This window comes from Natrarchaeobius versutus (genome assembly GCF_041205745.1).
In the GTDB taxonomy this organism is placed as follows: Archaea; Halobacteriota; Halobacteria; order Halobacteriales; family Natrialbaceae; genus Natrarchaeobius; species Natrarchaeobius versutus.
On record NZ_JBGFCC010000012.1, the window covers coordinates 57,409 to 81,628 of the forward strand.

Annotated in this window: 25 protein-coding genes and 1 tRNA gene; 4 read left to right on the forward strand and 22 right to left on the reverse strand. The window is 63.2% G+C overall.

Annotated elements, in window-relative coordinates:
- Positions 1-43: 43 nt before the first annotated feature.
- Positions 44-847, reverse strand: a complete 804-nt coding sequence (locus AB7C87_RS21975) for a TrmB family transcriptional regulator (protein ID WP_369731664.1) — start codon at positions 845-847, stop codon at positions 44-46.
- A gap of 81 nt (positions 848-928) precedes the next feature.
- Positions 929-2,590 (reverse strand): DUF255 domain-containing protein, encoded by a 1,662-nt coding sequence (locus AB7C87_RS21980; protein ID WP_369731665.1) that lies wholly within the window; start codon positions 2,588-2,590, stop codon positions 929-931.
- Between the two features lie 139 nt (positions 2,591-2,729).
- On the opposite strand from AB7C87_RS21980, the gene AB7C87_RS21985 reads away from it, so the two are divergent.
- Positions 2,730-3,332 (forward strand): FxsA family protein, encoded by a 603-nt coding sequence (locus AB7C87_RS21985; RefSeq protein WP_369731666.1) that lies wholly within the window; start codon positions 2,730-2,732, stop codon positions 3,330-3,332.
- A 66-nt stretch (positions 3,333-3,398) separates the two neighbouring features.
- Positions 3,399-3,472, forward strand: a tRNA-Ile gene (locus tag AB7C87_RS21990).
- Between the two features lie 221 nt (positions 3,473-3,693).
- Here AB7C87_RS21990 and AB7C87_RS21995 read toward each other — a convergent pair.
- Together AB7C87_RS21995 and AB7C87_RS22000 are read right to left on the reverse strand one after the other, a co-directional pair.
- Entirely contained in the window at positions 3,694-4,221 is a 528-nt protein-coding gene (locus AB7C87_RS21995; protein ID WP_369731667.1) for a PIN domain-containing protein, read from the reverse strand.
- Between the two features lie 12 nt (positions 4,222-4,233).
- Positions 4,234-4,815, reverse strand: coding sequence for a DUF7437 domain-containing protein (locus tag AB7C87_RS22000; protein WP_369731668.1), 582 nt, complete (start codon positions 4,813-4,815; stop codon positions 4,234-4,236).
- Between the two features lie 473 nt (positions 4,816-5,288).
- Here AB7C87_RS22000 and AB7C87_RS22005 point away from each other — a divergent pair, with 473 nt between their 5' ends.
- The gene (locus AB7C87_RS22005; RefSeq protein WP_369731669.1) at positions 5,289-5,996 is read left to right on the forward strand and encodes a chymotrypsin family serine protease; all 708 of its coding nucleotides are present in this window, start codon (positions 5,289-5,291) and stop codon (positions 5,994-5,996) included.
- Between the two features lie 229 nt (positions 5,997-6,225).
- Here the strand turns inward: AB7C87_RS22005 and AB7C87_RS22010 are convergent, their stop codons facing one another.
- Complete coding sequence (locus tag AB7C87_RS22010; protein ID WP_369731670.1) at positions 6,226-6,711, reverse strand: hypothetical protein; 486 nt, start codon at positions 6,709-6,711, stop codon at positions 6,226-6,228.
- Between the two features lie 454 nt (positions 6,712-7,165).
- Here AB7C87_RS22010 and AB7C87_RS22015 point away from each other — a divergent pair, with 454 nt between their 5' ends.
- Positions 7,166-7,297 carry a hypothetical protein gene (locus tag AB7C87_RS22015; protein WP_369731671.1) on the forward strand — a complete coding sequence of 44 codons (132 nt, stop codon included), beginning with the start codon at positions 7,166-7,168 and terminating at the stop codon, positions 7,295-7,297.
- A gap of 42 nt (positions 7,298-7,339) precedes the next feature.
- Here the strand turns inward: AB7C87_RS22015 and AB7C87_RS22020 are convergent, their stop codons facing one another.
- The 17 genes from AB7C87_RS22020 to AB7C87_RS22100 form a co-directional block, all read right to left on the reverse strand.
- Complete coding sequence (locus tag AB7C87_RS22020) at positions 7,340-8,581, reverse strand: XdhC family protein (RefSeq protein ID WP_369731672.1); 1,242 nt, start codon at positions 8,579-8,581, stop codon at positions 7,340-7,342.
- 3 nt (positions 8,582-8,584) lie between these two features.
- Entirely contained in the window at positions 8,585-9,448 is an 864-nt protein-coding gene (locus tag AB7C87_RS22025) for a Rossmann-like domain-containing protein (RefSeq protein WP_369731673.1), read from the reverse strand.
- Positions 9,445-9,585, reverse strand: coding sequence for a hypothetical protein (locus AB7C87_RS22030; RefSeq protein ID WP_369731674.1), 141 nt, complete (start codon positions 9,583-9,585; stop codon positions 9,445-9,447). The genes AB7C87_RS22025 and AB7C87_RS22030 overlap by 4 nt, the downstream gene beginning before the upstream one ends.
- Positions 9,582-10,910 (reverse strand): XdhC family protein, encoded by a 1,329-nt coding sequence (locus AB7C87_RS22035; RefSeq protein WP_369731675.1) that lies wholly within the window; start codon positions 10,908-10,910, stop codon positions 9,582-9,584. The genes AB7C87_RS22030 and AB7C87_RS22035 overlap by 4 nt, the downstream gene beginning before the upstream one ends.
- A 10-nt stretch (positions 10,911-10,920) precedes the next feature.
- Complete coding sequence (locus tag AB7C87_RS22040) at positions 10,921-13,416, reverse strand: aerobic carbon-monoxide dehydrogenase large subunit (RefSeq protein WP_369731676.1); 2,496 nt, start codon at positions 13,414-13,416, stop codon at positions 10,921-10,923.
- Positions 13,413-14,111 carry a (2Fe-2S)-binding protein gene (locus AB7C87_RS22045; RefSeq protein WP_369731677.1) on the reverse strand — a complete coding sequence of 233 codons (699 nt, stop codon included), beginning with the start codon at positions 14,109-14,111 and terminating at the stop codon, positions 13,413-13,415. Before AB7C87_RS22045 ends, AB7C87_RS22040 begins: the two co-directional genes overlap by 4 nt.
- On the reverse strand, positions 14,108-14,995 hold the full coding sequence (locus AB7C87_RS22050) for an FAD binding domain-containing protein (RefSeq protein WP_369731678.1): 888 nt from the start codon (positions 14,993-14,995) through the stop codon (positions 14,108-14,110). Before AB7C87_RS22050 ends, AB7C87_RS22045 begins: the two co-directional genes overlap by 4 nt.
- A complete protein-coding gene (locus AB7C87_RS22055) occupies positions 14,992-15,588 on the reverse strand; it encodes an SRPBCC family protein (RefSeq protein ID WP_369731679.1) in 597 nt (198 codons plus the stop codon). The genes AB7C87_RS22050 and AB7C87_RS22055 overlap by 4 nt, the downstream gene beginning before the upstream one ends.
- A gap of 220 nt (positions 15,589-15,808) precedes the next feature.
- Positions 15,809-15,967 (reverse strand): AbrB/MazE/SpoVT family DNA-binding domain-containing protein, encoded by a 159-nt coding sequence (locus AB7C87_RS22060; protein WP_369731680.1) that lies wholly within the window; start codon positions 15,965-15,967, stop codon positions 15,809-15,811.
- Between the two features lie 76 nt (positions 15,968-16,043).
- Complete coding sequence (locus AB7C87_RS22065; RefSeq protein ID WP_369731681.1) at positions 16,044-16,334, reverse strand: hypothetical protein; 291 nt, start codon at positions 16,332-16,334, stop codon at positions 16,044-16,046.
- A gap of 100 nt (positions 16,335-16,434) precedes the next feature.
- Positions 16,435-17,517: an anthranilate phosphoribosyltransferase gene (locus AB7C87_RS22070; protein ID WP_369731682.1), complete on the reverse strand. Its 1,083-nt coding sequence runs from the start codon at positions 17,515-17,517 to the stop codon at positions 16,435-16,437.
- Positions 17,518-17,654: 137 nt separating this feature from the next.
- Complete coding sequence (locus AB7C87_RS22075) at positions 17,655-18,416, reverse strand: GNAT family N-acetyltransferase (protein ID WP_369731683.1); 762 nt, start codon at positions 18,414-18,416, stop codon at positions 17,655-17,657.
- A 700-nt stretch (positions 18,417-19,116) separates the two neighbouring features.
- Positions 19,117-20,001 (reverse strand): NAD-dependent epimerase/dehydratase family protein, encoded by an 885-nt coding sequence (locus AB7C87_RS22080; protein ID WP_369731684.1) that lies wholly within the window; start codon positions 19,999-20,001, stop codon positions 19,117-19,119.
- A 36-nt stretch (positions 20,002-20,037) separates the two neighbouring features.
- Positions 20,038-20,982 carry a mannonate dehydratase gene (locus AB7C87_RS22085; RefSeq protein ID WP_369731685.1) on the reverse strand — a complete coding sequence of 315 codons (945 nt, stop codon included), beginning with the start codon at positions 20,980-20,982 and terminating at the stop codon, positions 20,038-20,040.
- Between the two features lie 78 nt (positions 20,983-21,060).
- Positions 21,061-22,266, reverse strand: a complete 1,206-nt coding sequence (locus tag AB7C87_RS22090) for an AGE family epimerase/isomerase (RefSeq protein WP_369731686.1) — start codon at positions 22,264-22,266, stop codon at positions 21,061-21,063.
- A 169-nt stretch (positions 22,267-22,435) separates the two neighbouring features.
- A complete protein-coding gene (locus AB7C87_RS22095) occupies positions 22,436-23,281 on the reverse strand; it encodes a carbohydrate ABC transporter permease (RefSeq protein ID WP_369731687.1) in 846 nt (281 codons plus the stop codon).
- Positions 23,281-24,216 carry a carbohydrate ABC transporter permease gene (locus AB7C87_RS22100; protein ID WP_369731688.1) on the reverse strand — a complete coding sequence of 312 codons (936 nt, stop codon included), beginning with the start codon at positions 24,214-24,216 and terminating at the stop codon, positions 23,281-23,283. The genes AB7C87_RS22095 and AB7C87_RS22100 overlap by 1 nt, the downstream gene beginning before the upstream one ends.
- Between the last annotated feature and the right edge of the window lie 4 nt (positions 24,217-24,220).

A 24,220-nucleotide genomic window follows, 5' to 3' on the forward strand; every position in this document is an offset into this window, starting at 1 on the left:
TTGTTTGATGAATACAATAAACCCGACGACGAGACAGTCCGTTTCAGAACTCGAGGGGCTCCGCCGCCTCCCACCGCGGAACGAACTCCTCGCGGACGCTCGCGGCGAACTCCGGATCTTTGAGGTCGATCATCCCGAACGCGTCGCCCGACGAGAGCGGGTTCGGCACCTGGATGCAGACCTCGACGTCGTCGATGAGATTGAACGCGCCGGTCACGTCGTCGTTCGTCCGAACGTCGAAATCAACACGGTTCTGGAGGACGTTCCGATACCGCTCGCCGACCTTCTCTGAGAGCGACGACACCATCTCTCGAGTCATCAAGACGTCGATCGAGACGCCGCGATCCAGCGCGTCCTCGAGTTCCGCGGCAACGTCCTCGCTGACCGCCTGGATGTCGCGTTCTGGAACCGGATCGGCGGCGACCATTACGATCTGATTGTCGGCCGCCGCCAGCCGCTCTAACAGGAGATCGGTCGTCTCCTCCGGACCGACCGCGGCCGTCCAGAACTGGTCTTCGATCGGCTCGGCCGCGTCGAGTTCACTCGAGAGATCGTCGACGATCGACTCGTACTGGTCGGCCTTTTCGTCGAGCGCTCGTTTCTTGTCCTCGAGCAGGCGGTCGAGCGCGGTCTGTGGCTCGACGGCGACGTACTTCTTCGGTCGGCTCGCCGTCTGGCTCCGGACGAGATTGTACTGTTCGATGCTGTTTAACACGTCGTAGATGCGTCCCATCGGGACGTCGCTCGCACGGGACAACTCCTTGGCCGTTGTGGGTCCGGTCTGTAACAACGACCGATACGCCCGCGCTTCGTACTCCGAGAGTCCGAGGTCCCTGAGGCTGGCCATGTCGTGAGAGAACCCACCGAAGAAATATAAACACTGTGGTAGTTTTGTACGACCGTAAACAACTGCGAACCAGGGGCGCTATCAGTCGAGAACGTCACGGACGCGTTCACTCAACTGCTCGGGAGTTTCGACAGTCGCCGACACGCGTTCGTTCAACTCGACGCGAGCCGTCTCCGACTCGAGGTCGTCGGTCGCCCCCGGAACGACGACCTTCTCGTGATCGGCCATGCGCAACGCCGCCCGGTGGAGATCCGATCCGGGCGCGTCGCCGACGCGGATCACCAGCGGCCCCTCGAGCAGTCTCGAGACCGCCGTCGCGTAACGAGCGATCTGGACGCCGAATCGGTCGCTCGCGCCGGCGAACGACTCGAGGGCCTCTCTCGCGACGACCCGGTAGCGATCCTCACCGGTGAGGACGGCGAGATCGACCAGCGCGTCCGCGAGCGCGACGTTCGAGTCCAGCGGGCGCAGCGGACGCTCGAGCAACCCGACGCCCGCCGCCGGCGCGTCGAGAAACGAATCGCCGTCCCGAAGTCGGTCGATCGTCGCGTCCGCGACCGCCGTCGCGTCGGTGATCGAATCCGTCTCGAGGACGCTCCCGGCGGTCGTCAGGGCGGACAGCGCCCGCGCCTGGTTCGTGAGCAGACACGTCGGATCGGCGTCGACCGGAGCGCCGACGTCCGCCGCGGGTCTGCCGTGGACGTGTCGAACGGCGCCGTCGGAGAGGAGGTCGGTTCGAAGCGTCTCGAGGGCACGTTCCGCGTACCGGCGGGCGCGGTCGTCGTCGGTGTAAGCGTAATACGTCAGGAGCCCCTCGATCGCGAGCGCGTTCGAGCCGGCGAAAACGCTCTCGTCGACCGGCGGCTCGGGGGCCGCCGCGCGCTCGGTGGCGTCGAGTCCGTGGGCGGCGTCCTCGCCGGGCGCTTGGCTGTTGGCGAAGGCGTCGACCTCGTCGTTCCACAGCGTCGTCGTCAGGAACTCGATGGTGCGCTCGGCGGGGTCGCGATACTCGTCGGCCCCGGTGTGGAGGTAGGCGTTCGCGAACGCGCGGACCAACGCGGCGTTGGAGTCGAGGAGTTTCTCGTACTGGAGTCCCGACCAGTCGCGCTCGGTCGCAAAGCGATAGAAGCCGCCGTCGTACTCGTCGAGTACGTTCGCGCTCACGGCGTCGAACGACCGAAGCGCCATCTCCCGGTCGCGCTTGAGCGCGAACTCGAGCGCGTCGGGCAGGGGAAACTTCGGGCTCCCACCCCAGCCGCCGGCGACCTCGTCGTAGGTCTCGGTGAGTTGGCCGAGCATTGTGGCTTCGACGTCGGCCGTGAGGTCGCCGCCGGGCGGGTCGTCCTCGCGAAGCGACCGCGGGACGCGGGCGGCGCCGTCGCCTTTGGTTTGCCACATCGTCCGGACGCTATCCAGCACCTGACGCATGCCGTCGGGGCCGAGGTAACCCGCGCCCGTCAGCACCCGCCCGTCGGGGGCGAGAAAGACCGTCGACGGAAAGCCGCCCATGTTGTACCGATCCCGAACGCGGGGTCGGCGGTCGACGTCGACGCGGATCGGAACGAAGCTGTCGTTGACGTTCGCCGCGATCCGCGGCTCCGCGTACGTCTCCGCGTCCATCTCGTGACAGTGATCACACCACGTCGCGGTGAGCGAGAGCAAGACGGGAACGTCGGCCTCGGCCGCCTCGTCGAACGCCGCCTGGCCCCACTCGCGCCACTCGACGCGCGTCTCGTCGTTCATACCGGATCGTCCGGGCGTCCCGGGCGTAAGCCCTTCGCTCGCGTTCCGGCGACGGAGTCGCCCCTCTGCGTTCCGGTGGCGAGATCGGATCCTGACTCGAGAGTAAAGGGTTTTCACCCTCGGTCGGCTATATCGGGGCATGCTCCGGTGGATCTTCGCGCTGTTGCTCATCCCGTTTTTCGACGCGGTGATCCTCGCGATCGTCGTCAGCCAGACCGACTGGTTCGGCTGGATCGGGATGGTCCTGCTCGTCGTCCTCACTGGATTGATCGGGATGTTGCTCGTTCGTGCCGAGGGTCGACGGACGCTCCGGAAGATGCAACGAACGCTCGCCCAGGGCGAGCCGCCGACGAACGAACTACTCGACGGCGGGCTCCTGATCGCCTCCGGGGCGTTCTTGCTCACGCCCGGGCTGGTGACCGACCTCATCGGCTTCCTGCTCGTGCTTCCGCTCACCCGAATTCCCATCCGGGCGGCCCTCAAGCGGTTCGTGATCGTGCCCTACGCGGACAAGAAGACCGACGGGCTGATCAGCGGCACCGTCTGGACCTACGGCTTCCCCGAGGGCGAGGGAGTCGGACAGGCAGGCTCGAGCGCAAGCGCGAACACCGGCTCGAGCGACGCCAACACGTACGACCTCGGCGACGACGCCTACAGCGTCGACGACGGCGATTCGTACACGATCGACTTCGGCGACGACGCCTCGAGTTCCGAAGACGACCGCGACCCCCGCGCTCGCTAGCGGTTCTCACGGCATCCGCGGAAAGAAACGCTTAAACGTACCACCCAGCAACTATCCATTGCAAGCGGGCCAATAGCTCAATCAGGTTGAGCGCCACTCTGATAAGGTGGAGGCTCTCGGTTCAAATCCGAGTTGGCCCACTACTTTTGCGACGAACGGACGTACGGAGCAAATAGTGGATCCAACTCGGATTTGAATTACGCGAGTCGTACGCCCGGGAGCGAACGACGTGAGCGACCCGGAACGTCTCGAGGTGGTTCAAATCCGAGTTGACCCATATTCTGGTGGCGAGCACATTCGCGAGCCACCAGTATGGAACCCAACTCGATAGACCAGTAACAATCGACTCCCCTCTGGCGGATTAGGTAATCTCGTCAATCAGCTCGAATCCATTTTTGAACTGGACGCGATTTTCGAGTCCGTTCGCCGCAAGAGCAGCTACGACACCCTCACCCGCATCAACGTCAGTGGTCACGAGACAAATATGGCTGGCACCCTCCTCAAGGAGTTGGACTGCGACCGCTGCAAGTGCGGTATCTGCCTTCTCGATTTGGTCTTCGGTCCGGTTTGACGAGCGAGCGATGAACGTTCGGACGTCATCCATCACTCGTGAAACCGTCCCCTTCGTGTAGTCGGGTTCATCAGCGATCCGGACCCACTCGGCGTCGATCGCGCTGTTGATCGGCGTCTGTCCTGGAGTGCTACGGTCCGGTGCTCCGCCCAGTTCGTCGTAGACGCGCTGTGGAATTACGAATGTGAGATCGTTCTGTGTCGCGAATCGTTCGAGTGCCGCGTACTTGTTGTTCTGCTGTCGGCCGCAGGCAATAAACAGACCCGAATCCGCTATCCAGGCTACAGACCCCTGAAACGGGTCGAAAGACTCACTCATCGTTTCCGCCTCTCATTCATCTACAACCGGTTGATCACGTGCGTTCCGGATGTCTTCGAAGTAGGGATCTACCGCCTTCATATCCAACACGACATCTCGCAACGCATGGAGAACGGCAATAGCAAACGCATATTGGAGATCGAGTTCCCGGGCGGCGATTCGTTCAGACATTTCCCCCTCGGCGTACGGTATCGCGTATGTGAGAGCAGCTGCGAGCTTTCCGAGCCCGTGTTTTTCGATGAGGAGGTCAAGGTCCTGATCTTGGGGTGAGCGCCCGAACGCTTCAACGAGCGTTGGGGTGACCGTATATTCGTCTCCATCGAGGTTCGCGGTGAGTGTAACTGGAATCGCCGAATACGTGTGCGTTTTCTGCTCCTCATCTCGGGTCAGAACTCCGAGTTCGACGAGCGTCCCCGTGTCCGAGTACGCCGTCGTTCGTGGCATCCCTAGTTTGTCGACGATATCGTCGATAGTTACCTCTCCCTCTCGAAGGACAAACGTATAGAGGCGAGCCAGCCGCGGCTCTTCCAGAAGCTGTGCGACTGACATGAGGCCATTGATCGCTCGTTCGGGGTCACCGGCGGCCTTCGACATACAATTCATGATTTGTGTGTTGAGTAATAACGCTTGGGGGATGGGGAACCTTCTGATTGATTCACTTCAACACCAAGTGGCGCTCCGTGAGTCGACGATACAGACCCGGATCTCGAGAATGGTGACGTTGTAAGATTCGGCGGATATGAGTATCCAAGCGATGTTGATCCAACAGAAGCACACCCGTCCGAACGGGAGCCAATTTACTATTCGATTTCCCGTGAACACTGGGTAGCTGTGGAAAGTGCAAAGGATGCTCGAAGGAAAATAAACAACGAATTAGCCACAGTACGTACGCACCTCGCTGATTCAATTGATGGTATAGATACCAAAGTGGCCAGTGCCGGCATTTCACCGACGGGAAAGGAACGCTCTATTGTTGTAGAGGTGTATGACGAGGCGGTACCAAGTGGTGTATCACCGTCTCGAGTGAAAAGCGAATCGAGGATTCGCTACCTACGACAGCTACCGGTGTGGCCGGGGAAGGAATCGAAAAAGAAGAATCAGTCGAAAAGATCCGAGTTGACGTAGAATTGGTCAATGAGTCCCCGCAGTCATATTATAATCATAAATATCGTCCGGTGCCAGGCGGTTGTCGAATAGAACGCGAGCGTGAAGCTGCGTGTACGGTGGGAGCACCGGCGACAGATTCAAGTGGCAATTCATACCTGCTATCAGCAGCCCATTGTTGGGAAGGCGAAGATGCAGGCGAATCAGAAGGATATCAACCATCCTCTGGAAGAAGTAGTGTAATTGCCACACGCAACTCCTCGAAGTGGAAACTCGATAGCTCTTCAGGTGATGAATGGGATGCCTGTGCGTTAGATGTCACAGGTGTCAACACATCGCATCAGTTCGCCTCGAATAGTGGAGATAATAGCTATGAGAGAGGTATCGCAGGAGTACTATCGAAAGAATGGATCGAAGATAATGACGAATCCGACGAGATTCACAAACGAGGACGTACAACCGGTTCGAGTTCTGGAAATATCACATTAACTGGGGACGTAACTTATCGCACCGACGCAGATAGTGATGATGGCGATTCGGGTGGGCCGCATTACTACATAAATCGCCGAGGGAACGCCTTAATCACCGGAATACACAAAAGTGGAAGCAACACTGGTGCACGAGCTTGTTATGCGGAGCTCATAGAAAACGAATTCGACGTATACATCTAGCAAATCACATTCTATTCCGCTATTTTTGTTACGCTCTTAGTGTAGCTTCAACCGCTGACCTGCTAGCTTAAGCTCTCTGTGCGCGTATCTACAGGAATGGGAGCGAAGAAACACGTTCTTGCGGCTTCCCTTCGTCTATCTGCTCTTTGAACTCGTAGAGTTCCTCAAGCGTAATCTCGTCAAGCCGACCCATCACAAACTCTACCACGTCTATCGGTAAATTACCTCCTTAATCACTCTGAGCTTTTTCCCATTCTTTGTAGCATACGACCGGAAGTATCGCTGTATATTCATTTTCTTCAAAATTCAGTTGTATCTCAGCTGAACGAGGAACGGCATCGAGTAGCTCGTCGAACGTGATCTCGGGTTTGGATAGCAGCTCACCCTCTTTGGAATAGTGATACAAATAGAATACCATCACACCGAGGTCAAGGTCCCGGTTGAATTCCGACGAACGTGGTTGATCATCCATTTCGAAGTCTGGATCATCAAGGTCCACTGTCCCATTGCCAACTTCAATATTCCCTTGGAGATACCCGTTGTCATCCAATATGTTCTGAACACGTTCAGCTGCTATGCTAACGCTTTTTCTTGCTGCCCGTTCGGTATCGAAGTGAGTTTCCGATGTGGTTTCAGCTGAAATTGGCGAGGCATCACCGAGTCGTACCTGACGCTCGATGTCGGGTTCAAAATCGTCGGTAGTATCATCTTCCATGTGTTGATCGTTCCTGTCTCGATCTGGCCTGCGAATGGCTTCTGTACAACCAGATACGAAGGGGACAACGAACGCTGCTGAAACGAACCGCCGTCTATCCATGAGTCGGTCTTCGACACCGGATAATATATGTCTTATACGTGTGTGAATTTATCGACCCTCCGCGCTAGGATTTTCAACAAGAGTATCATGGAACTCTTCTCACACCGTGATTCGACGACGTTTGTGTCTACCATCATCGGTCCCTTATAGCCGTGCTTCTCCCCACAGACCGAGCATCGATCCTTCGGGCAGTGCCGTCGCGAGCCGATCGGTTCGCACCAGTGGGAGGCTTCTATCCCGTGTGAGCCGGCCTGCATGATAGGCGCGTGCTGGCCGCCATCGGTCTAGCCGACTGGTTCATGGCTGTTCATCGGGGACGGACCCCCTCATCGAAAGCGTCACACAACCCTTCGTGAATCGCATCGACGGCATCCTCGGGTTCGTGGTCGGACTCACGAACGCGCTCGGGGTCGATCGCACGTTGCGAGTATCTCTGTACCCCGTCATCGCCCTCGCGGATACCGACAAGCGCGAAGGCGATTAGATCGTACGCCTTCGTACCGTCGACGGCTGGAATCGAACGACGTCAGCTCCCGCCGCTCGAGTCAGCCTCGACCTCGATTCGGTCGTGAATGTGGCCTTTTCGCTCGCGCAGGTGGCCGGGATCGCGGTCGTTGGAGACCGCGAGGAGTTCCGCGACGATGCTGTGGGCGATCTGATACGGCGAGCCGCCACCGAGGTCGAGCCCGGTCGGGGTATACAGCGTCGAGAGGTCGTCTTCGTCGAGCCGGCGGTCGCCCTCGTCGAACGCCTCGAGCATCTCCTCGAAGCGCTCGGTGGGCCCCATCAGGCCGACGTACGGGACTGAAGCGTCGAGAAGGGTCTCGACGGTCAGCTGGTCGTCGACGAAGTTGTGGGTCATGACGACGGCGTAAGTGCGCTCGTCGAGCGTGAGATCGTCGGCGAGCGATCCCGGCGACGTGGTGAGCGTCCGGTCTGCGTCGGGGAACTGATCGGCGAGGTCGACCGCGCCGCGAAAGCCGACGACGGTCACCCGAAAGTCGTTCAGCGAGGCGAGTTCGGTCACGGGACCGACGTCGTGGCCGCTTCCGAAGACGACCAGTTCCTCCGGCGCGGCGATGCCGTCGACGAACACCTCGAGGTCGGACGACTCGAGGGAGAGGGCGTCCGCACGTCCCCGAACGGCGAGTTCGGCGGCCGGGTCGGCGAGTGCGTCCGTCGGCCACGCACCCGAGCCCACCCCATCCGCTTCCGACCGGTCGTCGTCCTCACTTTCAGGGACCGAGAATCGACCGTTTTCGGGGTCGTAGTACGCACGGTCACCGAACGCGAGCGATTCGTCGTCACGTTCGGCCGTCCCATCCTCGACGTCTCGGCCGCCGACGACCGTCAGGACGGCGACGTCGCGGCCGGCCTCGAAGGCCTCGACGGCCGGTCGGTAGCGTTCGGAGAGCGGCTCGAGCAGGACGTCGATGACGCCGTTGCAGCCGACGCCGAGCCCCCAGACGGAGTCGTCGTCGTCTTCCATCAGGTCGTAGGTGACGAGCTTCGGGCGTCCCGTCTCCCGGACGTCCTCGGCCGTCCGAAGGAGTTCGTCCTCGAGACAGCCGGCGGTGATGCTGCCGACGCCCTCGCCGCCCGCGTCGAGGAGCATCTTCGCCCCCGGCCGGCGGTAGGCGTTGCCCTCGACGTCGACGATGGTGGCGAGAACGTCCGTCTCGTCGCCGTTGCTCGCCTCGAGTCGGCGGTGAACGCGCTGTACGATTTCAGTTTCGGGTACGCTCCAGTTTCGCTGTGTCTCTGTCATGGGTTATCTGTCGATCGGAGTCGAGTTCGCACCGGTGCCGAGGTCGAGTCGGAGCCCGGACGGGTGGTCGGTCGCGGCGTACACCTTCCGGACGCCGCTGTCGTGGAGGTCGGTGCCACAGGCGTCGTCGCGGATCGCCTCGCGAACGCGTCTCGGGTCGTCCACTGCGCTACCGGCGACGACGTCGGCGCCGGCGACGACCACGGTCGCCGACGCGGGGGCGAGCTCGAGGTAGCGGCTCGCACCGCCGTAGACGAACGCCGATCCCGTCACGAAGACGACCGCTGCGCCGGCCATCGCACGCTCGGCATCGTCGGGGTCGAACGTCGAGAGCCGGACGCCAGGAGGCGTCGACACCGCGCCGACGTCGGTTCGCTCGATCACGCGAACGTCGACGTCGTCGAACTTCCGGAACGCCGGGCGAAAGAGGCCAACGGTCGCAATCGTCTCGACTGACGGCTCGAGTAGCGCCATCGGATCGCCGTCTCGCCACTCGAGAAACGGGGTCGATAGCGCGTTTAGCGTCGCGACGGCTCGGGCGAGCGACTCGGTCGCCCCGGGCCCGCCAGAGCCACTCCCGTCCAGGGGTTCGAGAAGCTCCTCGAGCGTCACGGTCGGCGCATCCGACGAACGGAGTCGGTCGCCGCCTCGCGGACGGTGAGCGAGTCCGGCGAGTTCTAGCGCCCGCGAGTCGGCCTCGTCTTCGACGCCCTCACTCCCGAACGGCGCCGATTCCGACCGCGTCGGCGCGGTCAACTCGACGAGGATCGTTCGCTCTCCCGCGGTAATCCGATCCGGCGCCACCCCACGGAGCGCGCCGGCGGCCTCGAGTCGGTCGCGAACCGTCCGGAGAATCGAATCTGTCACTGAGTCTCACCCGTCGAGTTCGATCTAGCGCCTCGGCCGGTATCACCGCTTCGGCTCGCCCCCACCCCCTCATCAGACTGGACGGCGAGCAACTGCTTGGTGTCGTTACACTCGTACAGCGCGTCCTCACCAGTCATGACGCCGACGTTCCGTTCGGGTGCTCGAGGTACGAACCCGGATTTTCCCGAAATGAGTCCGCACAGCCGGGACAACAGAAGTGGTACGTCTCCCCGTCGTGGTCGACGCTCGCCGGTGCTTCCGTCGGATCCACCGTCATGCCACAGACGGGGTCGACCGCCGACTCGGCTCCCGACGAACCGCCGTGGTCGGGAGTGTCGGGGCCGTTGGCGTGGTCGGCGTTGGCGTGGTCGTCGGAGGGGCCGTCGGCGTTGGCGTGGCCGCCGGAGGCACCGTCGGCCGTCGTGCCATCTGCGTCGATCGCCGGATCACGGGCATCGCTCGCCGATTCCTCCGTCGCTTCACAGTCGGTCGGCGTGTAGCTCCCGCTCGTAGCGCCGGCGGTTCCGCGAACGTCGACGACCTCCGCGAGCAGGCTCGCGGCAATCTCCGCCGGCGTGGAAGCGGCGACGTCGACGCCGGCGGGGTTCGTCACCGCCGTTCGGACGTCCTCGGGATCGATCTCGAGTCGCCCTGCGGCGCGGTCGAACACCGCCTCGGCGCGCGTATCGCTCGCGACGAGGCCGACGTAAAGCCCGTCCGCGAGGATGCCGGCCGCGACGCCGCGAGCGTCGAACGATCCCATCGACGCGACGACGACGATCGGCTCCCGGTCGACGGCCGCCGCGACCGTCTCGGGGTCGGTTTCACCGAGCACGGTCGTCCCTGCCGGGATCGAACCCTCGAGCCCGTCGCTCCCGCCGGCGACGAGCGTGACGTCGAACGTCAACTCGCTCGCGAGGCGGGCGAGCGAGCGGGCGACCGGCGAGTCGCCGACGATCAGCAAGTCGGGAGCGGTGTTCACCGGCTCGAGGAACACTTCGAGGACGCCCTCGCTGTGACAGCGCATCGGAAACGCCTCGAGGCCGGCGCGGTCGATCCGGTCGGGGTCGGGCGCGATCCCGATGAGTCGGGCGTCGCCGTCTTCGATCGCCGACCGGGCCTCGGCGGTGACGATCGACTGGGCGCAGGCGGCGCCGCCGATCCACCCGTGGAGTTCGCCATCGGCGGTGACGACGGCTCGGTCGCCCACGGTAGCCGAAACCGGCGGCTCCCGGCGGACGACCGTCGCCCGCGCGTACGGCTCACGGCGCCTCGAGAGCCGCCGTTCGATCGCCGAGACGGCGTCGGCGTCCGTCGGTTCGCCGCCCTCCTCGGATCGTCCCGGATCGCGCTCGTCCGACTGGGCCGAATCGCTCTCGTTGGACCGTGTCGGATTCCCCTCGTCGGACCGGGCCGCGTCGCCGTCCGCCGCGTCGTCGGGTGGTGTCGTGTCCCTGGTCATTCGTGATCGGTCAGTCGTCCGCCGCCTCCTCGCCGGAATCTGCGAGTTCGAACTCGAGGTTCGCGGCGGGCTGTTGTGCGAGTCCGGCCTCGTCGAGGGCCTCCCAGACGACGTCCGACGTCATCGGCATCTCGACGTGGGAGACGCCCGCGTGGGTCATCGCGTCGACGACGGCGTTGACGATCGCCGGCGGCGAACCCACGGTCGGCGACTCGCCGACGCCTTTCGCGCCGATCGGATGGTGGGGCGAGGGCGTGACGGTGTGGCCCGTCTCGAACTCCGGGATCTCCATCGCCGTCGGGAGCAGGTAGTTCATGAAGTCCCCGCCGGTGACGTTGCCGTTGTCGTCGTAGGTGACGTGTTCCATCATCGCGGTGCCGATCCCCTGGGCGAGGCCGCCGTGGATCTGGCCCTCGATTATCATCGGGTTGATCCGATTCCCGCAGTCGTCGACGGCCACGAACTTCTCGAACCCGACCTCACCGGTCTCGCGGTCGACCTCGACGATCACGACGTACGAACCGAACGGGTAGGTCATCTCCGGCGGGTCGTAGTAGTTGACCGCCTCGAGGCCGGGCTCCTCGCCGGCCGGGTTGTTCATGTACGCGCCCGCGGCGATCTCGGTGATCGTGATCGAGCGATCCGGGGCGCCGGCGACGTGAAACTCGCCGCTCTCACGGTCCCACTCGACGTCCGCCTCGTCGGCCTCGAGTTCGTTCGCGGCGATCGTTTTGGCCTTGTCGCGGACCTTGCGGGAGGCGACGGCGGCCGCCGCGCCGGCGACCGGCGTACTCCGGGAGCCGTACGTCCCCAGCCCGTAGGGGTCGGTGTCCGTGTCGCCGTGTTCGACGACGATGTCGTCGACGTCCATTCCCAGCTCTTCGGCGACGATCTGGGCGAACGTCGTCTCGTGGCCCTGGCCCTGGGTCTGGACGCCGACCCGGACCGTCGCTTTCCCGGTCGGGTGGACCCGGATCTCCGCGGAGTCGAACATCTCGACGCCCGCGATGTCACAGGTCTTTCCGGGGCCGGCCCCGACGACCTCCGTGAACGAGGAGATGCCAATGCCGAGCAGTTTGTCGGCGTCGTCCTCGATTCGCCGTTGTTGTTCCTCGCGGTACTCCTCGTACTCAGCCATCTCGAGGGCGAGGTCCAGCGCCGATTCGTAGTCGCCTGAATCGTAGTTCCATCCCGTCGGACTCTCGTAGGGGAACTGCTCGGGCTGGATGAAGTTCTTCCGACGGATCTCCGCTGGATCGACCTCGAGTTCGTCGGCGAGTACCTTCACCATCCGTTCGATGAGGTAGACCGCCTCGGTGACCCGGAACGAACAGCGGTAGGCGATGCCACCCGGCGCGGTGTTGGTGTACGCCGCCGACAGCGAGGCGTAGGCCGTTTCGATATCGTATGAGCCGGTGAAGATATTGAAGAACCCTGCCGGGAACTTCGAGGGTTGGGCCGCCGCGTTGTACGCGCCGTGGTTCGCGAGCACGTCGGTCCTGACCGCGAGGATCTCGCCGTCCTCGGTGGCGGCGATCTCGCCCGTCATGTCGTAGTCGCGGGCGAACCCCGTCGTCTGGATGTTCTCCGAGCGCTCCTCGACCCACTTGACGGGCCGTTCCAGGACGTACGACGCGGCCGCGGCGACGACGTAGCCGGGGTAGATCGGCACCTTGTTGCCGAAGCCGCCGCCGACGTCCGGACTCACGATCCGGATCTTGTGTTCGGGAATGCCCGAAACCATCGAGAACAGCGTTCGATGGATGTGAGGCGCCTGCGAGGTCATGTGAACCGTCAGCTTGTCCTTCCCCGGATCGTAGTCGCCGACGGCACCACAGGTCTCGATCGGCGCGGGGTGAAGACGCTGGTAGAGCATCTGCTCTTCGACCGTGACGTCGGCCTCCTCGAACGCCCGCCGGGTCGCCTCCTCGTCGCCGGTCTCCCAGTCGAAGATGTGGTTGTCCTCCTTGTCCTCGATGTCCTCGCGGATGACCGGGGCGTCCGCCTCGAGGGCCTCCTCGGCGTCGACGACCGGATCCAGAACGTCGTAGGTGACGTCGACTTTCTCCGCGCCGTCTTTCGCCGTATACCGATCCTCGGCGATCACCGCCGCGACCTCCTGGGACTGGAATTTGACCTTGTCGTTGACGAGGACGTCCTGGGTGTCGTCCATCAGCGTCGGCATCGTCGCCAGGTCGTACTCGAGGAGGTCCTCTGCGGTGAGAACGGCGACGACGCCGTCCATATCCATCGCCCGCGAGACGTCGATCTCCTCGAGGCGGGCGTGGGCGTGGGGGCTCCGGACGAGTTCGCAGTGGAGCATCCCCGATTTCTTCACGTCGTCGACGTAGTTGCCCCGGCCCGTGATGAACCGCTTATCCTCCTTGCGTTTGACCTCCTCGCCCATCCCGCCGCGGCCGTGGCCACAGTGTTTCTCCGGCTGTGGACCGCCGTCCTCGGCGTGTTGGAACTCCGTGTCGGCCGAGTTCTCGTGGTCGCTACTCATCGGCTGTCACCCCCGTCGCCGCCGGCCGCGTCGTGGCCGTTCGCTCTCCCACCGTCGGTCGGTCGCTCGCCCTCGTCGGCCTCGAGTGACGGCCCACCACAGCAGTTCTCGACGCCGCAGTCGAACGCCGAGTCGTCGGAATCACCGGCGGCCGAAGGCGTGGATTCGGCGGGCGAAGCGACGTCCATCCCGCCGTCGGCGGCCGCACGCGCCTCGAGTTCCTCGGCGGCGTACTCGATCGAGCGCACGATGTTCTGGTAGCCGGTACACCGACAGAGGTTGCCGCTGATCGCCTCGCGGATTTCGTCCTCGTCGGGATCGGGATTCTCCTCGAGCAACGCCTTCCCGGCCACGATCATCCCCGGCGTGCAGTATCCACACTGCAGGCCGTGTTCCTCGCGAAAACCTTCCTGGATGGGGTGGAGATCGCCGGTCGATTCCGGAAGCGCCGCCATCCCTTCGACGGTGAGCAGGTCGCTCCCGTCGGCCTGGACCGCGAACATGAGACAGGACTTGAGCGGCTCCCCGTCGACGAGGACGGTACAGGCGCCGCAGTTACCGGTGTCACAGCCGATGTGGGTGCCCGTCAGATCGAGATCTTCGCGAATCGCGTGGACGAGCAGTTGCCTCGGCTCGGCGTCGATCGTTCGTTCCGTTCCGTTGACCGTCAGCGTGATTTCTCGCGTCTCCGTCATTGTGGAACCCTCCGTTCGACGACGCCGGCGCGTTCGGCGGCGTCCGCAAGCGCCCGCTGGGTCAGGACGTCGACCATCCGTGCCTTGTAGGACGCGTCGCCGTGTTCGTCCGATTCGGGATTCGACTCCTCGGCGGCCAGTTCGCCGGCCGCCTCGAGGAGATCCGGACTCGGCCGCTCGCCCTCGAGGTGGGCCTCAGCGTCTTTCGCCCGGGCGTTCGTGATGTCGACCGCGGTCATCCCGATCCCGGCGTCCGCGACGCGTCCGTCGTCGTCGAAGACGAGCCGCGTGGCGACGCCGACCATCGCGTAGTCGCCGGTCTTGCGTTTTAACTTGTGATAGGCACTGCCCTCCCGCGGCTCGGGCGTCGGAACCCGCAGTTCGGTCGCGAGTTCGTCCTCCGCGAGCGTCGTGTCGTAGGGCAACAGGAAGAAGTCGTCCGCGGGGATCACCCGCTCGCCGTCGGGACCGTGGGCGACGACCTCCCCGTCGTGGGCGAGCAGGACGCTCCCCCAGTCGCCTTTCGGATCCGCCTGCGCGACGGAGCCGACGACCGTCCCGCGATTGCGGATCTGCGGATCAGCCACGAGCGGCGCGGCGTCGGCGAAACTTCCGTACCTTCGTGAGATATTCACCGAGTTCTCGACGTCGGCGTGGCGTGCGAGCGCGCCGAGTTTCAGGAATCCGTCCTCCTCACGGAGGTAGTCGAGCGAATCGATGCCGTTTATGTCGACGACCGTCTCGGGGCGAGCCAGCCGAAATCGGAGCATCGGGACGAGACTCTGGCCGCCAGCAAGGATCGTCGGCTCGTCTAAGCTCTCGAGAAGGCTGACCGCCTCGTCGACCGTCGACGGTTCGTGGTGTTCGAACTGTGCGGCTTTCATAGCATGTTCCTGAGTCTATCGGTGACGCTTTCGTCGGTCTCCGCGTCGACGTCGGTCATCTGTTGCTCGATACTCCCGAAGAAGTTGGTCACGATCTTGTTGGCGACCGGCTCGATGACCCGGGAGCCCAGTTGGGCGATCCGCCCGGTGACGTCGGCTTCCGTCCACCACTCGATGCGCGAGCCCTCCCCGTCCTCGAGGTCGTGAATCCGCATGCCGGAAGTCATGCTGAAACTGCTGGAACTCGCGTCGCCGCCGCCGGAGGCGATCATCTCGAGGTCTTCGTCGTCGCGTTCGTCGATCGTGACCGTCGTCTCGAAGCGCGGTTTCACGCTGCCGACACCGACCTGCATCAACGCGGCGTAGCGCTCCCCCTCCCGAAACGCGCGAGCGGCGACGACCTCGGGGTCTGCCTCCGGGAGCGTCTCCGCGTCCTCGTCAGGTTCGTACTCGTCGAAGCTGAAGTCGTCGTCCATCGGCGCGATATACCGACACCCTTTCAGGGAGTTCCGGACCGCGATCGGATCCGAGAGGACGATCCACGCCTTCTCAGGCGGAACCTCCTCGAGTTCGAACTCGCCGTCGAACTCCACTACGATCGACCTCCGTGCGGACGGATCGAACTGGCGTGTTGGCGCGTCATCTTTTATAACCCCTCACTATGGGCATACTATTACCACGATCGATGATGACGGTCACAACTGTGTTAAAGATTGCCCCGGGTATTGATGTCACCCCACAATCCGTCGAGTTCGACTCGTAGGGCGTTGCGATCGGTCTCTCGGCCGAGAACGTGACGGGAAGAAAAGAGGCCTACGACGGGTCGTCGGCTTGTTTCTCGACGATGATCCGCCCGTCCTCGACGTGCCACTCGACGCGATCACCGGCGCCGACGTCGAGGAAGTTGCGGACGGGTTTCGGCACTGTCGTCAGATTCTTTTCGGAGACCTTCGTGTCCGTGAGACGGCCCATATACGCTACGTTCTCCCGTAGTTATCACATAGTTTTCGCCATACGCTGGCGGACGACCGTTCGACCGTCCGACCGATCATCCGGTCGATCGCCAGCGGTGTGCGCCGCCGTTGGACGCGTTCTCGAAATCCAGATCGTACCGGTCGGACTCGAGGAGTACGGGACCGGGAACGTAGGCGCCGTCGGTGTCGGTCTCCTCGAGGACGCCCCGCTGTGCCATCGTCTCGAGGACGTCGCGGACGGTCCGCTCCTTGCCGGGGATCAGGTTCGCCTCGCAGACGACGCTCTCGACGTCGACTCGTCCGCGGAGGAAAGCGAGGCGGATGGCCGCTACCCACGACGGTTCCCGCCTCAGTTCCCGACACATGGCCTAGCGGAGGACGAAGGGGCTCTTATACGTTCTGGCAGTTACGTTTCGGCTGATTTGCAATTGGGACCGGTTACGTCCGCGAAACGAGTGCGCGATGTCAGAACGCGCGAAGCTCCTCGAGCACCGACTCGGCGCTCCCATCGTCGAGAACCTCGCGTGCGCGCTCGAGGCCTTCCGCGACGCTGGCGACGTCCTGGCGGGCGTAGATACGGAACGCGCCGTTTACCGCGATGGCGTCGGCGAACTGGTCGGCGCGCTCGCCGGCCAGCACCTCCTCGGTAATCGTCGCCGAGTCGGCGGTGACATCGTCGACGGCGAGGTCGTCGCCCTCCATCTCCATACCGTACTCCGCGGTCTCGATCTCGTAGTCGTCGAGTCCCTCGTCGTCGGCACCCGCCGTGTCGTCCCACTCGGCGACTTTCGTGTATCCGGGGCGGATATCGTCGTATCCCTCCATTCCCTGGAAGAAAATGGCCCGCGAGAACGCGAGTTCCTCGCTTCCTTTGATCAGGTCGGTCATCTTCTTTGCGAACGCGAGGTGGTAGAACGAGCCGAGGTGGACGTCGGCGTTTGCGGGGTTGGCTACCGTCTCGATCGTGTTGACGAACGTACGAACCCCCATCTCGTCGCGTCGGTCGTAGAGGTCGTGAACGCCGGGGTTGAACGCGGGCTGGTAGTAGAAACCAAAGCCGGTCTCGTCGACCATCTCGGCGCTTTCTTCCGGCTCGAGTTCCGTCCGGACGCCGAGTTCGTCGAGGACGTGTTTGTACGCCGTCGCCTTCTGGGTGGGGACGCGGTCGCCGGAGTGGACGACGACGGGCGTCCCCGCGGCCGCGGCGACGACGCCGGCGCCGACGCCGAGGACGGCCGAGGTGTGCTTGCCGTCGTAGTTCGCCCCGCAGTCGACGGGATCGCAGTCGGGCTCGGCCGTAACGACCGACTCCTCGCGCATGACGTCGGTGTACGCCGCGAGTTCCGCCGGCGTGTTGCGCTTCCACCGGTTGGCCAGCCAGAACGCACCCAGCGTCGTCTCGTCGGGTTCGCCGGCGAGGATTCGCTGGAGGGCCTCTCGAGCCTGCTCGCGGGTCATGTCGTCGGCCGATTTGTGTCCCGAGCCGACGACTTCGGTCATCAGCCGCTTCAGCGGCCACTCGCCGAACTCCTGGGTTGCCTGAGCCATGACCGGGTGTTGGGCGGGACGACGCAAAAACGTCCCGTTTTCGGAACTGACCGATCGCGCGGGATAGTAAGGAGTGACGGACAAATCGTCATCCAACGAGGCCAAATCTATCGACGGATGCGACCATATTCGGGCAGTTACAACGAAATCGCCATCATCACCTCGTCGATGTACTCGTCGTCGAGCTTGTAGTGGTCCTCGCGGACCGCCTCGGTCGTCCACCCGCGGTCCTCGAAGAACGCGATGGCCTCCTCGTTGGTCGAGGGAACGCTCTGGTAGACCTTCTCCTGGCCGTTCTCGTGCACCCACTCGAGTGCGCGGTCGAGTAACCCGCTACCGACGCCGATCCCGCGGTACTCCTCCAGGACGCCGACGGTGAGTTCGGCGGTGTGGCTCAGCTTCTCGAGTTTCGGGACGTGGAGGTGGGCCCAGCCGACGACGTCGCCGTCGACGGTCGCCACGAAGAACATCCGGGACTCGAGGTCGTTGTGTCGTAACAGGACGTCCTCGTGGTCGAGTTCGTCGGCGACCGACTCCGCTTCGATGTAGATCATCTCCTCTGCGACCCGGCGGATCGCGCCGACGATTCCCGTCAAATCCTCCTGTCTGGCCGGTCGGATCGTGACGTCGACGTCGTCGGCCGAAAACTCCTCGCGTTCGTCCGCGAGGTCGACGGCGATCCGCAACGTGCCGTCCTCGCTCTCCGCGACGTAGCCGTCGCGTTTGAGGATCGCTACGTTGTGGCGAAACGCCCGATCGTACTGCGGGTCGCCGTGTGGATCCTGGGGGAACAGCTCCCGTCGCACCTGTCGTGCATCGACCGCGCCGTGGGCCTCGACGTAGCCGTAGATCCGCTCGCGTTCGTCCCCGTCGATCGAGATCGGTTCAGTGAGAACCATGATTGGTGGTAACGAGCGCCACAGTAATAATCGTTACAGTTACAACTCGAGACGGTAGTGCGGTCGGTCGTCCCATCGAACGACAACGTTAAACAGACAGGTTTCGAATGTATTTGTTTGATTTTATAATAACTCAAGCGACACTTCACCAATAGGATACATCATATGCTAATTCGGTACGCTCGTTTCGCCTGTTCCGCTCCGGAGAACGCCGCCCCCCGAGCGGCGACGAGACACGGGTTTCGGTCGTGACCGGACGCAGTGCAATCGCACTGAATATGCCGAAACAAACGCCGGCGAAGGAGCTGGAGGTACCGTCTATTACACTAGGTTATCCTCTGGACCGTCCCCCGCTTTGCGCCGAAAGTCTACTCCGCCAGTTCACGCGTCAAGACGTCGGTGGGGCTACGAACCGATCGACGGCTATTCTGTTTCGTCCGGCGCCGTCAACCGGTATTCCAGCCACGATCCTCGTGTCCGTCTGCTGGCCGGGCCCCCGGACAGCATCAGCAGTTACCGCAGTGTTCGACTTTCGACTAACAGATAACTGTCATCTGCTTATTCATGAAGATTAGTTGTCGATCGGTGCAGAATGCCAGATCCAGCAAACGTTCCAAACCGGGGCCGCGCAAGGCGATGTTCACGTATCGGAATCGTCCGCGCCGACGCGTCGAACGGTAGGACCGAATCGGCGCCTCGCTCAGAGATCACGCCAGCTGCGTTCGGGCGTCCAACCGAGCAGTTCGCGCGACCTGGCGAGGTCGACGATCGTCTCGTACCCGTCGAACGCGGTCCGTATTTCGGCGTTCGGGAAGTACTCGGCTATCACGTCCTTGGTTGGCACCCCCATCGTCGTGTCACCGGCCACCGCCCAGAAGACCTCGTGACCGGAAAAATCGGCTTCGATCGATTTTCTCGCGATCGCGGCGGCGTCCTCGACGTGGAGGTACGAGAAGAGAACGTCACGCGTCGTCGCCGGATGGGCTGTGGCCACCCCGTCGATCGACCGGTCGGACTCGACGAAGTGTTCGCGCATCTCCGGCTCCGTCATCACCCACGGATACCGAAGCGAGGCGATCGTAAGATCGGTCGACGGCCGCCGACCGAAGCCGTCAGCAGTGACTTCCATCGCGTGTTTGGCAATTCCGTACGAATCGTCCGGCGTCCGCGGATGCTCCTCGTCGACGGGAAGATACTGCACGTCGGCCGGACGCTCCTGATGTTCGCTCCCGATCGCGTTGATGCTGGACGGCAGACAGACCGCCTCGAGTCCGAGCGCGTCGCTCGCTTCCAGGACGTGCATCGCCGACATGACGTTGCTCTCGTAGACGCGGTAGGTCGGATTGCTGTACGGATCCGGGATCGTTCCCATGTGGACCACTGCATCCGCGCCCGTTTTCGCGAGAGCGCCGTACGTCTCGCCCGCATCGAGAAGGTCGGTTCGGACGTACGTATCCGACACCTCCTCGCGACGCGAGCCACGGGAAATATTCGCCGTGTCGTACCCGCTCTCGGCGAGGTGTTCGAGGATGGCCGTTCCGATCTTTCCGTTACCGCCGGTTACTGCGACAGTTGATATCGTCATTAGCGTGTTCGTTGATTCGTAATCGTTCGTCGATAGCTATTCGAGTAGCCCCTTGAGGTAGCCGATGGCGAAGAGACGACCCATGTCGGTGTATCCCGACATCGCCTCGTCGCGATCCGTTTCACCGACCATCCGTGGCACGTGATCCGGTCGAATCGGACCGTCGAAACCGACGTCCCGGTACGCCTCGATGGCGGCTTTCATGTCCGTCGGCCCGTCGTCGTGCCACGTTTCGACGAACGAGTCGGCGTCGCCCTCAACGTCCCGGAAGTGAACGAAGTGGATGCGGTCGCCGAACTCGCGGATCGTTTCGGGGACGTCCCCGCCCATCGCGGCGAAGTTCCCCTGACAGAACGTCACGCCGTGACGAGGGCTGTCGGACAGTTCGAGGATGCGTCGGTACTCGTCGGCCGACGTGACGATCCGTGGCACGCCTCGAACCGGCGACCGTGGCGGATCGTCGGGGTGTAACGCCAGGTTGACGCCGGCCTCCTCCGCGACGGGAACGACCTCCTCGAGGAAGTACTGGAGATTCTCCCAGAGGTCCTCCTCGGTGACGTCGGCGGCCGGATGATCCGGGGCGGACTCCATCCACCTGTGATCGTAGCCGATTCGCTCGGAACCGCCGCGACCCGGCAGTGAGTCGGATGTCCGGATGACGCCGAGCGGATTCTCCGTCCACACCCAGCAGTAGGTGTCGATGCCGAGTCGACCCATGTTTCGCAGGAGTTGCTTGACGGTCGCGATCTCCTCGTCGCGGCCGTCCCTGCCCAGAACGGTGTCGTCCATCGGTGGTCGGTCCTCGACGACGTCGAGGGAGAAACCGTGGTCGTCGAATCGTGCGGCGGTAGCCTGCAACGATTCGTACTCCCACCAGTTTTCCATTCCCCAGAACCGGACGACTGCGGTATCGAGGCCGAGTTGTTTGGCGATCGTCCAGCGCCGATCCGGCTGGGGCGGAAGCATGACTGTCGGATCCATCACGTCCGACGATCCGCGCCCCGACTCATTGACGTTTGCGGTTCCCGCCGATCCCACGGTACCCCTACGCACGCGCGATCAGCGGCGCGCTCGAGCGGATCGCCACGATTCGTACCACGCGCTGACGGGATGATAATCCGGCTCGACGCCGGGCGGGTCGGGCGCGACTGGTTCGGTGCCGTCCGCCGTTGGCACCCGTTTTTCGTACCAGAGCCCGGCGGGGCCCCGGTATCGGTCGGATCGGGCGATAAACCGGCGTTCCCACGATCGAAACCGGTCGGCGTCGTCGTCGTCACACCGGGCATTCGCCCGCTCGGCCAGCGCCGACGCCGCGCCGATCCCCTCGGCGAGCGCCCAGCCGTACCGATCCGAAACGAGACGCTCGCCGTCCGCATCGACGGTGTAGGCGAACCCGTTGTCGGTCCATCCCAGGTCGACGGCGGCGTCGAAGAGTTCGACGGCCCGCGCGTACCAGCCGTCGGACGGTCCGCCGGTGTCGTCGTACCGATCGAGCAGGGCGAGAAGCTTCGCCCACTCCACGTGATGGCCCGGCTGGTATCCGGGCGGACGAAACTGGTCTCGGAGTTGTCCCTGGTTGTACGCGAAGTCGTGGTCCCAGTCGTCGGTGTAGTGTTCCCAGAGCAACCCGTCCGTCTCGGTCGCGAGGTCGACGGTGATTCGAGTCGCGATTCGGCGTGCGCTCTCGAGGTAGCGACGCTCGGCCGTCGCCTCGTACGCGGCGAGATACGCTTCGCACGCGTGCATGTTCGCGTTCTGGCCGCGGTACGGTTCCAGTTCCGTCCAATCGGGACCGCAATCGCTCCGGAGCAATCCCGTCTCGTCTCGAAGCCGGTCGTCGATCACGGCCGCGGTCGCGGCGAGGTCCTCCCCGGCACCGTCGAGTCCCGCTTCGGTAGCCCGTGCGTACGCAAGCAAGACGAACGCGTGGCCGTACGCGGACCGCGTGTCGTCGATCGGAGCGCCCGTCTCGTCGACGACGAGGTCGTATCCGTCGCCGTCGGTCCCACGGTGTTCGTCGCGAAGAAACGCCAGCCCGTGTGCTGCCGCATCGAGACACCAATCCGGGCCGTCGACGAGGGCGCCGACCGAGAAGTTCGCGACCGATCGACACGTTGCGACGAGGTGTCGCCGATCGTCGGTGTACGGCTCACCCGTCCGCGGGTGGAGCAAGCGATACCCGCTTTCCGACACTGCATCGGGGTACTGGAGTCGAAGCGTCGTGAGTAGCCGTCCGCGTCTCGAACGTAGACACTGTTCGTCCATACCGATCGTCTCTACTGGCGGAGTATAACGGTATTGGTACACGTTTCGTCGCACCGCCGGGAGGAATGCCTCCGTCGGCGATCGACCACTACACCGCACCCGTCGCGTTCGCCGACGAAGACGGGACGAGACGGGAATCGTGTCGGCCGGCTGAAAGCGTCGGGAAAGCTTACTCCTTCAGAGCGACCCCGAAGCTTAGCCCGGCCGCGAGGTACTTGTTCACCAAGACGAGAAACAGGACGATCGGCATGACCAACACCGTCGACGCCGCGGCGAGCATTCCCCAGTCGATCGAACGGGAGCCGATGAACTGGTACATGTAGATCGGCGCGGTCCGGGTTTCGGTCCCCGTGAGAACGAGCGAGAACACGAGTTCGATCCACCCGAAGATGAAGCTGATGATCGCGACGGCGATGATCCCGGGGATTGCGGTGGGAAGTACCACGCGACGGAACGCTTGAAACCGCGTCGCCCCGTCGACCATCGCCGCCTCCTCGAGCGCCGGTGGAATGCCGTCGAAGAACGCCTTCATCACCCAGACGACGATCGCGATGTTGATCGTGGTCAGGATGAAGGTGAGTCCGATCCGCGTATCCAGCAGATCGAGTCGGCCGTAGAGGATGAAAAACGGGACGATGACGGCCACCGGTGGGAGCATCCGCGAGGAGAGAATCCAGATCATCACGTCGCGTTCTGCGGGGACCTCGTACCTCGAGAGGGCGTACGCGCCGGGAACGCCGATCAATAGCACTAACAGCACGGAGCCGCCGACGACGAGGAAGCTGTTCGCGAGTGCAACGGCGAAGTCGGGGTCCCGCATGAGTTCGAGGTAGTTGTCGAATATCGGGACGAAGATCCACTCCGGCGGGATCGCCAACGCGTCGACCGTCTCCTTCAGCGACATGGTCACGATCCAGTAGAAGGGGAACAGTGCGATCGCCAGCCAGGTGAGCAATATCCCGTGTCGACCGACTTCCTTGAGCTGTCGTTTGCGATCGACGCTGAGTCCCGACATCAGTCCATCACCCCCTCGAAGCCGACCGAAATGATCGCAATAGTACACAACGCGATGACGAAGATCAGGTAGACGATCGAAACCGCGGCTGCCGTTCCGAGATTACTGCCGATGAACCCCATCTCGAACACCTGGATGCTGAGCAATCGGCTCGCCGTTCCGGGTCCGCCGCCGGTCAACGAGTACACCAGCCCGAACTCGCGGAACAGGTCGATCGTCCGAATCAATACGGCGACGAAGATGAGTGGTTTCATGTAGGGAATAATGACGTGCGCGTAGATTCTCCACAGCGGTGCGCCATCCACTTTTGCCGCTTCCTTGAGGTCGGCCGGCACGGACGTCAATCCGGCGTAAAACACGATAAACATGAACGGAACCCAGTTCCACGTATCGACGAGGATGACCGTCAAGAGCGCGTACTGACCGGAGAGAAACGCCGGCGAACTCACCGGAAGCGCGGTCTCGATCAGGTGTGGGATGACGCCGATTTCCTGGTTGAGCATGATCCGGCCCATCGTCGCCAGCGCGACCGGTGCGGCGGCCATCGGCAGGATGAACCCGATCCGATAGATCGTCCGCATCCTATTCGTGACGCCGGCGACCAACGCGGCGAGCGTGAAACCGATCGTCGTCTGCAACGCGAGGCTACCGACGACGAACACCAGCGTATTCCGAACCGAGACCCACGTCGATCCACGTCCCCAGGCGTCGACGAAATTCTCGAGTCCGACGAACGTCCCGGTCAGCTCCGGGTTCGTGAGATCCCAGTACGTGACGCTCAGGTACACGTTGTACAGACCGGGGAAGAACGTCACGACGACGAGGAAAAGCGTCATCGGGAGCACGAACCACACCGGGAGATACGCCTCCCAGAGCTCTCGGAGTCGTCCGCGATCGGTTGGCACGTCCGCGTTGCGTGTGTTTTCAGTTGACATTATG

Coding starts and splice junctions, on each gene's coding strand:
- AB7C87_RS21975 (WP_369731664.1), bottom strand. CDS start 847: ATGGCCAGCCTCAGGGACCTCGGACTCTCGGAGTACGAAGCGCGGGCG.
- AB7C87_RS21980 (WP_369731665.1), bottom strand. CDS start 2,590: ATGAACGACGAGACGCGCGTCGAGTGGCGCGAGTGGGGCCAGGCGGCG.
- AB7C87_RS21985 (WP_369731666.1), top strand. CDS start 2,730: ATGCTCCGGTGGATCTTCGCGCTGTTGCTCATCCCGTTTTTCGACGCG.
- AB7C87_RS21995 (WP_369731667.1), bottom strand. CDS start 4,221: ATGAGTGAGTCTTTCGACCCGTTTCAGGGGTCTGTAGCCTGGATAGCG.
- AB7C87_RS22000 (WP_369731668.1), bottom strand. CDS start 4,815: ATGTCGAAGGCCGCCGGTGACCCCGAACGAGCGATCAATGGCCTCATG.
- AB7C87_RS22010 (WP_369731670.1), bottom strand. CDS start 6,711: ATGGAAGATGATACTACCGACGATTTTGAACCCGACATCGAGCGTCAG.
- AB7C87_RS22020 (WP_369731672.1), bottom strand. CDS start 8,581: ATGACAGAGACACAGCGAAACTGGAGCGTACCCGAAACTGAAATCGTA.
- AB7C87_RS22030 (WP_369731674.1), bottom strand. CDS start 9,585: ATGACTGGTGAGGACGCGCTGTACGAGTGTAACGACACCAAGCAGTTG.
- AB7C87_RS22035 (WP_369731675.1), bottom strand. CDS start 10,910: ATGACCAGGGACACGACACCACCCGACGACGCGGCGGACGGCGACGCG.
- AB7C87_RS22040 (WP_369731676.1), bottom strand. CDS start 13,416: ATGAGTAGCGACCACGAGAACTCGGCCGACACGGAGTTCCAACACGCC.
- AB7C87_RS22045 (WP_369731677.1), bottom strand. CDS start 14,111: ATGACGGAGACGCGAGAAATCACGCTGACGGTCAACGGAACGGAACGA.
- AB7C87_RS22050 (WP_369731678.1), bottom strand. CDS start 14,995: ATGAAAGCCGCACAGTTCGAACACCACGAACCGTCGACGGTCGACGAG.
- AB7C87_RS22060 (WP_369731680.1), bottom strand. CDS start 15,967: ATGGGCCGTCTCACGGACACGAAGGTCTCCGAAAAGAATCTGACGACA.
- AB7C87_RS22065 (WP_369731681.1), bottom strand. CDS start 16,334: ATGTGTCGGGAACTGAGGCGGGAACCGTCGTGGGTAGCGGCCATCCGC.
- AB7C87_RS22070 (WP_369731682.1), bottom strand. CDS start 17,517: ATGGCTCAGGCAACCCAGGAGTTCGGCGAGTGGCCGCTGAAGCGGCTG.
- AB7C87_RS22075 (WP_369731683.1), bottom strand. CDS start 18,416: ATGGTTCTCACTGAACCGATCTCGATCGACGGGGACGAACGCGAGCGG.
- AB7C87_RS22080 (WP_369731684.1), bottom strand. CDS start 20,001: ATGACGATATCAACTGTCGCAGTAACCGGCGGTAACGGAAAGATCGGA.
- AB7C87_RS22085 (WP_369731685.1), bottom strand. CDS start 20,982: ATGGATCCGACAGTCATGCTTCCGCCCCAGCCGGATCGGCGCTGGACG.
- AB7C87_RS22090 (WP_369731686.1), bottom strand. CDS start 22,266: ATGGACGAACAGTGTCTACGTTCGAGACGCGGACGGCTACTCACGACG.
- AB7C87_RS22095 (WP_369731687.1), bottom strand. CDS start 23,281: ATGTCGGGACTCAGCGTCGATCGCAAACGACAGCTCAAGGAAGTCGGT.
- AB7C87_RS22100 (WP_369731688.1), bottom strand. CDS start 24,216: ATGTCAACTGAAAACACACGCAACGCGGACGTGCCAACCGATCGCGGA.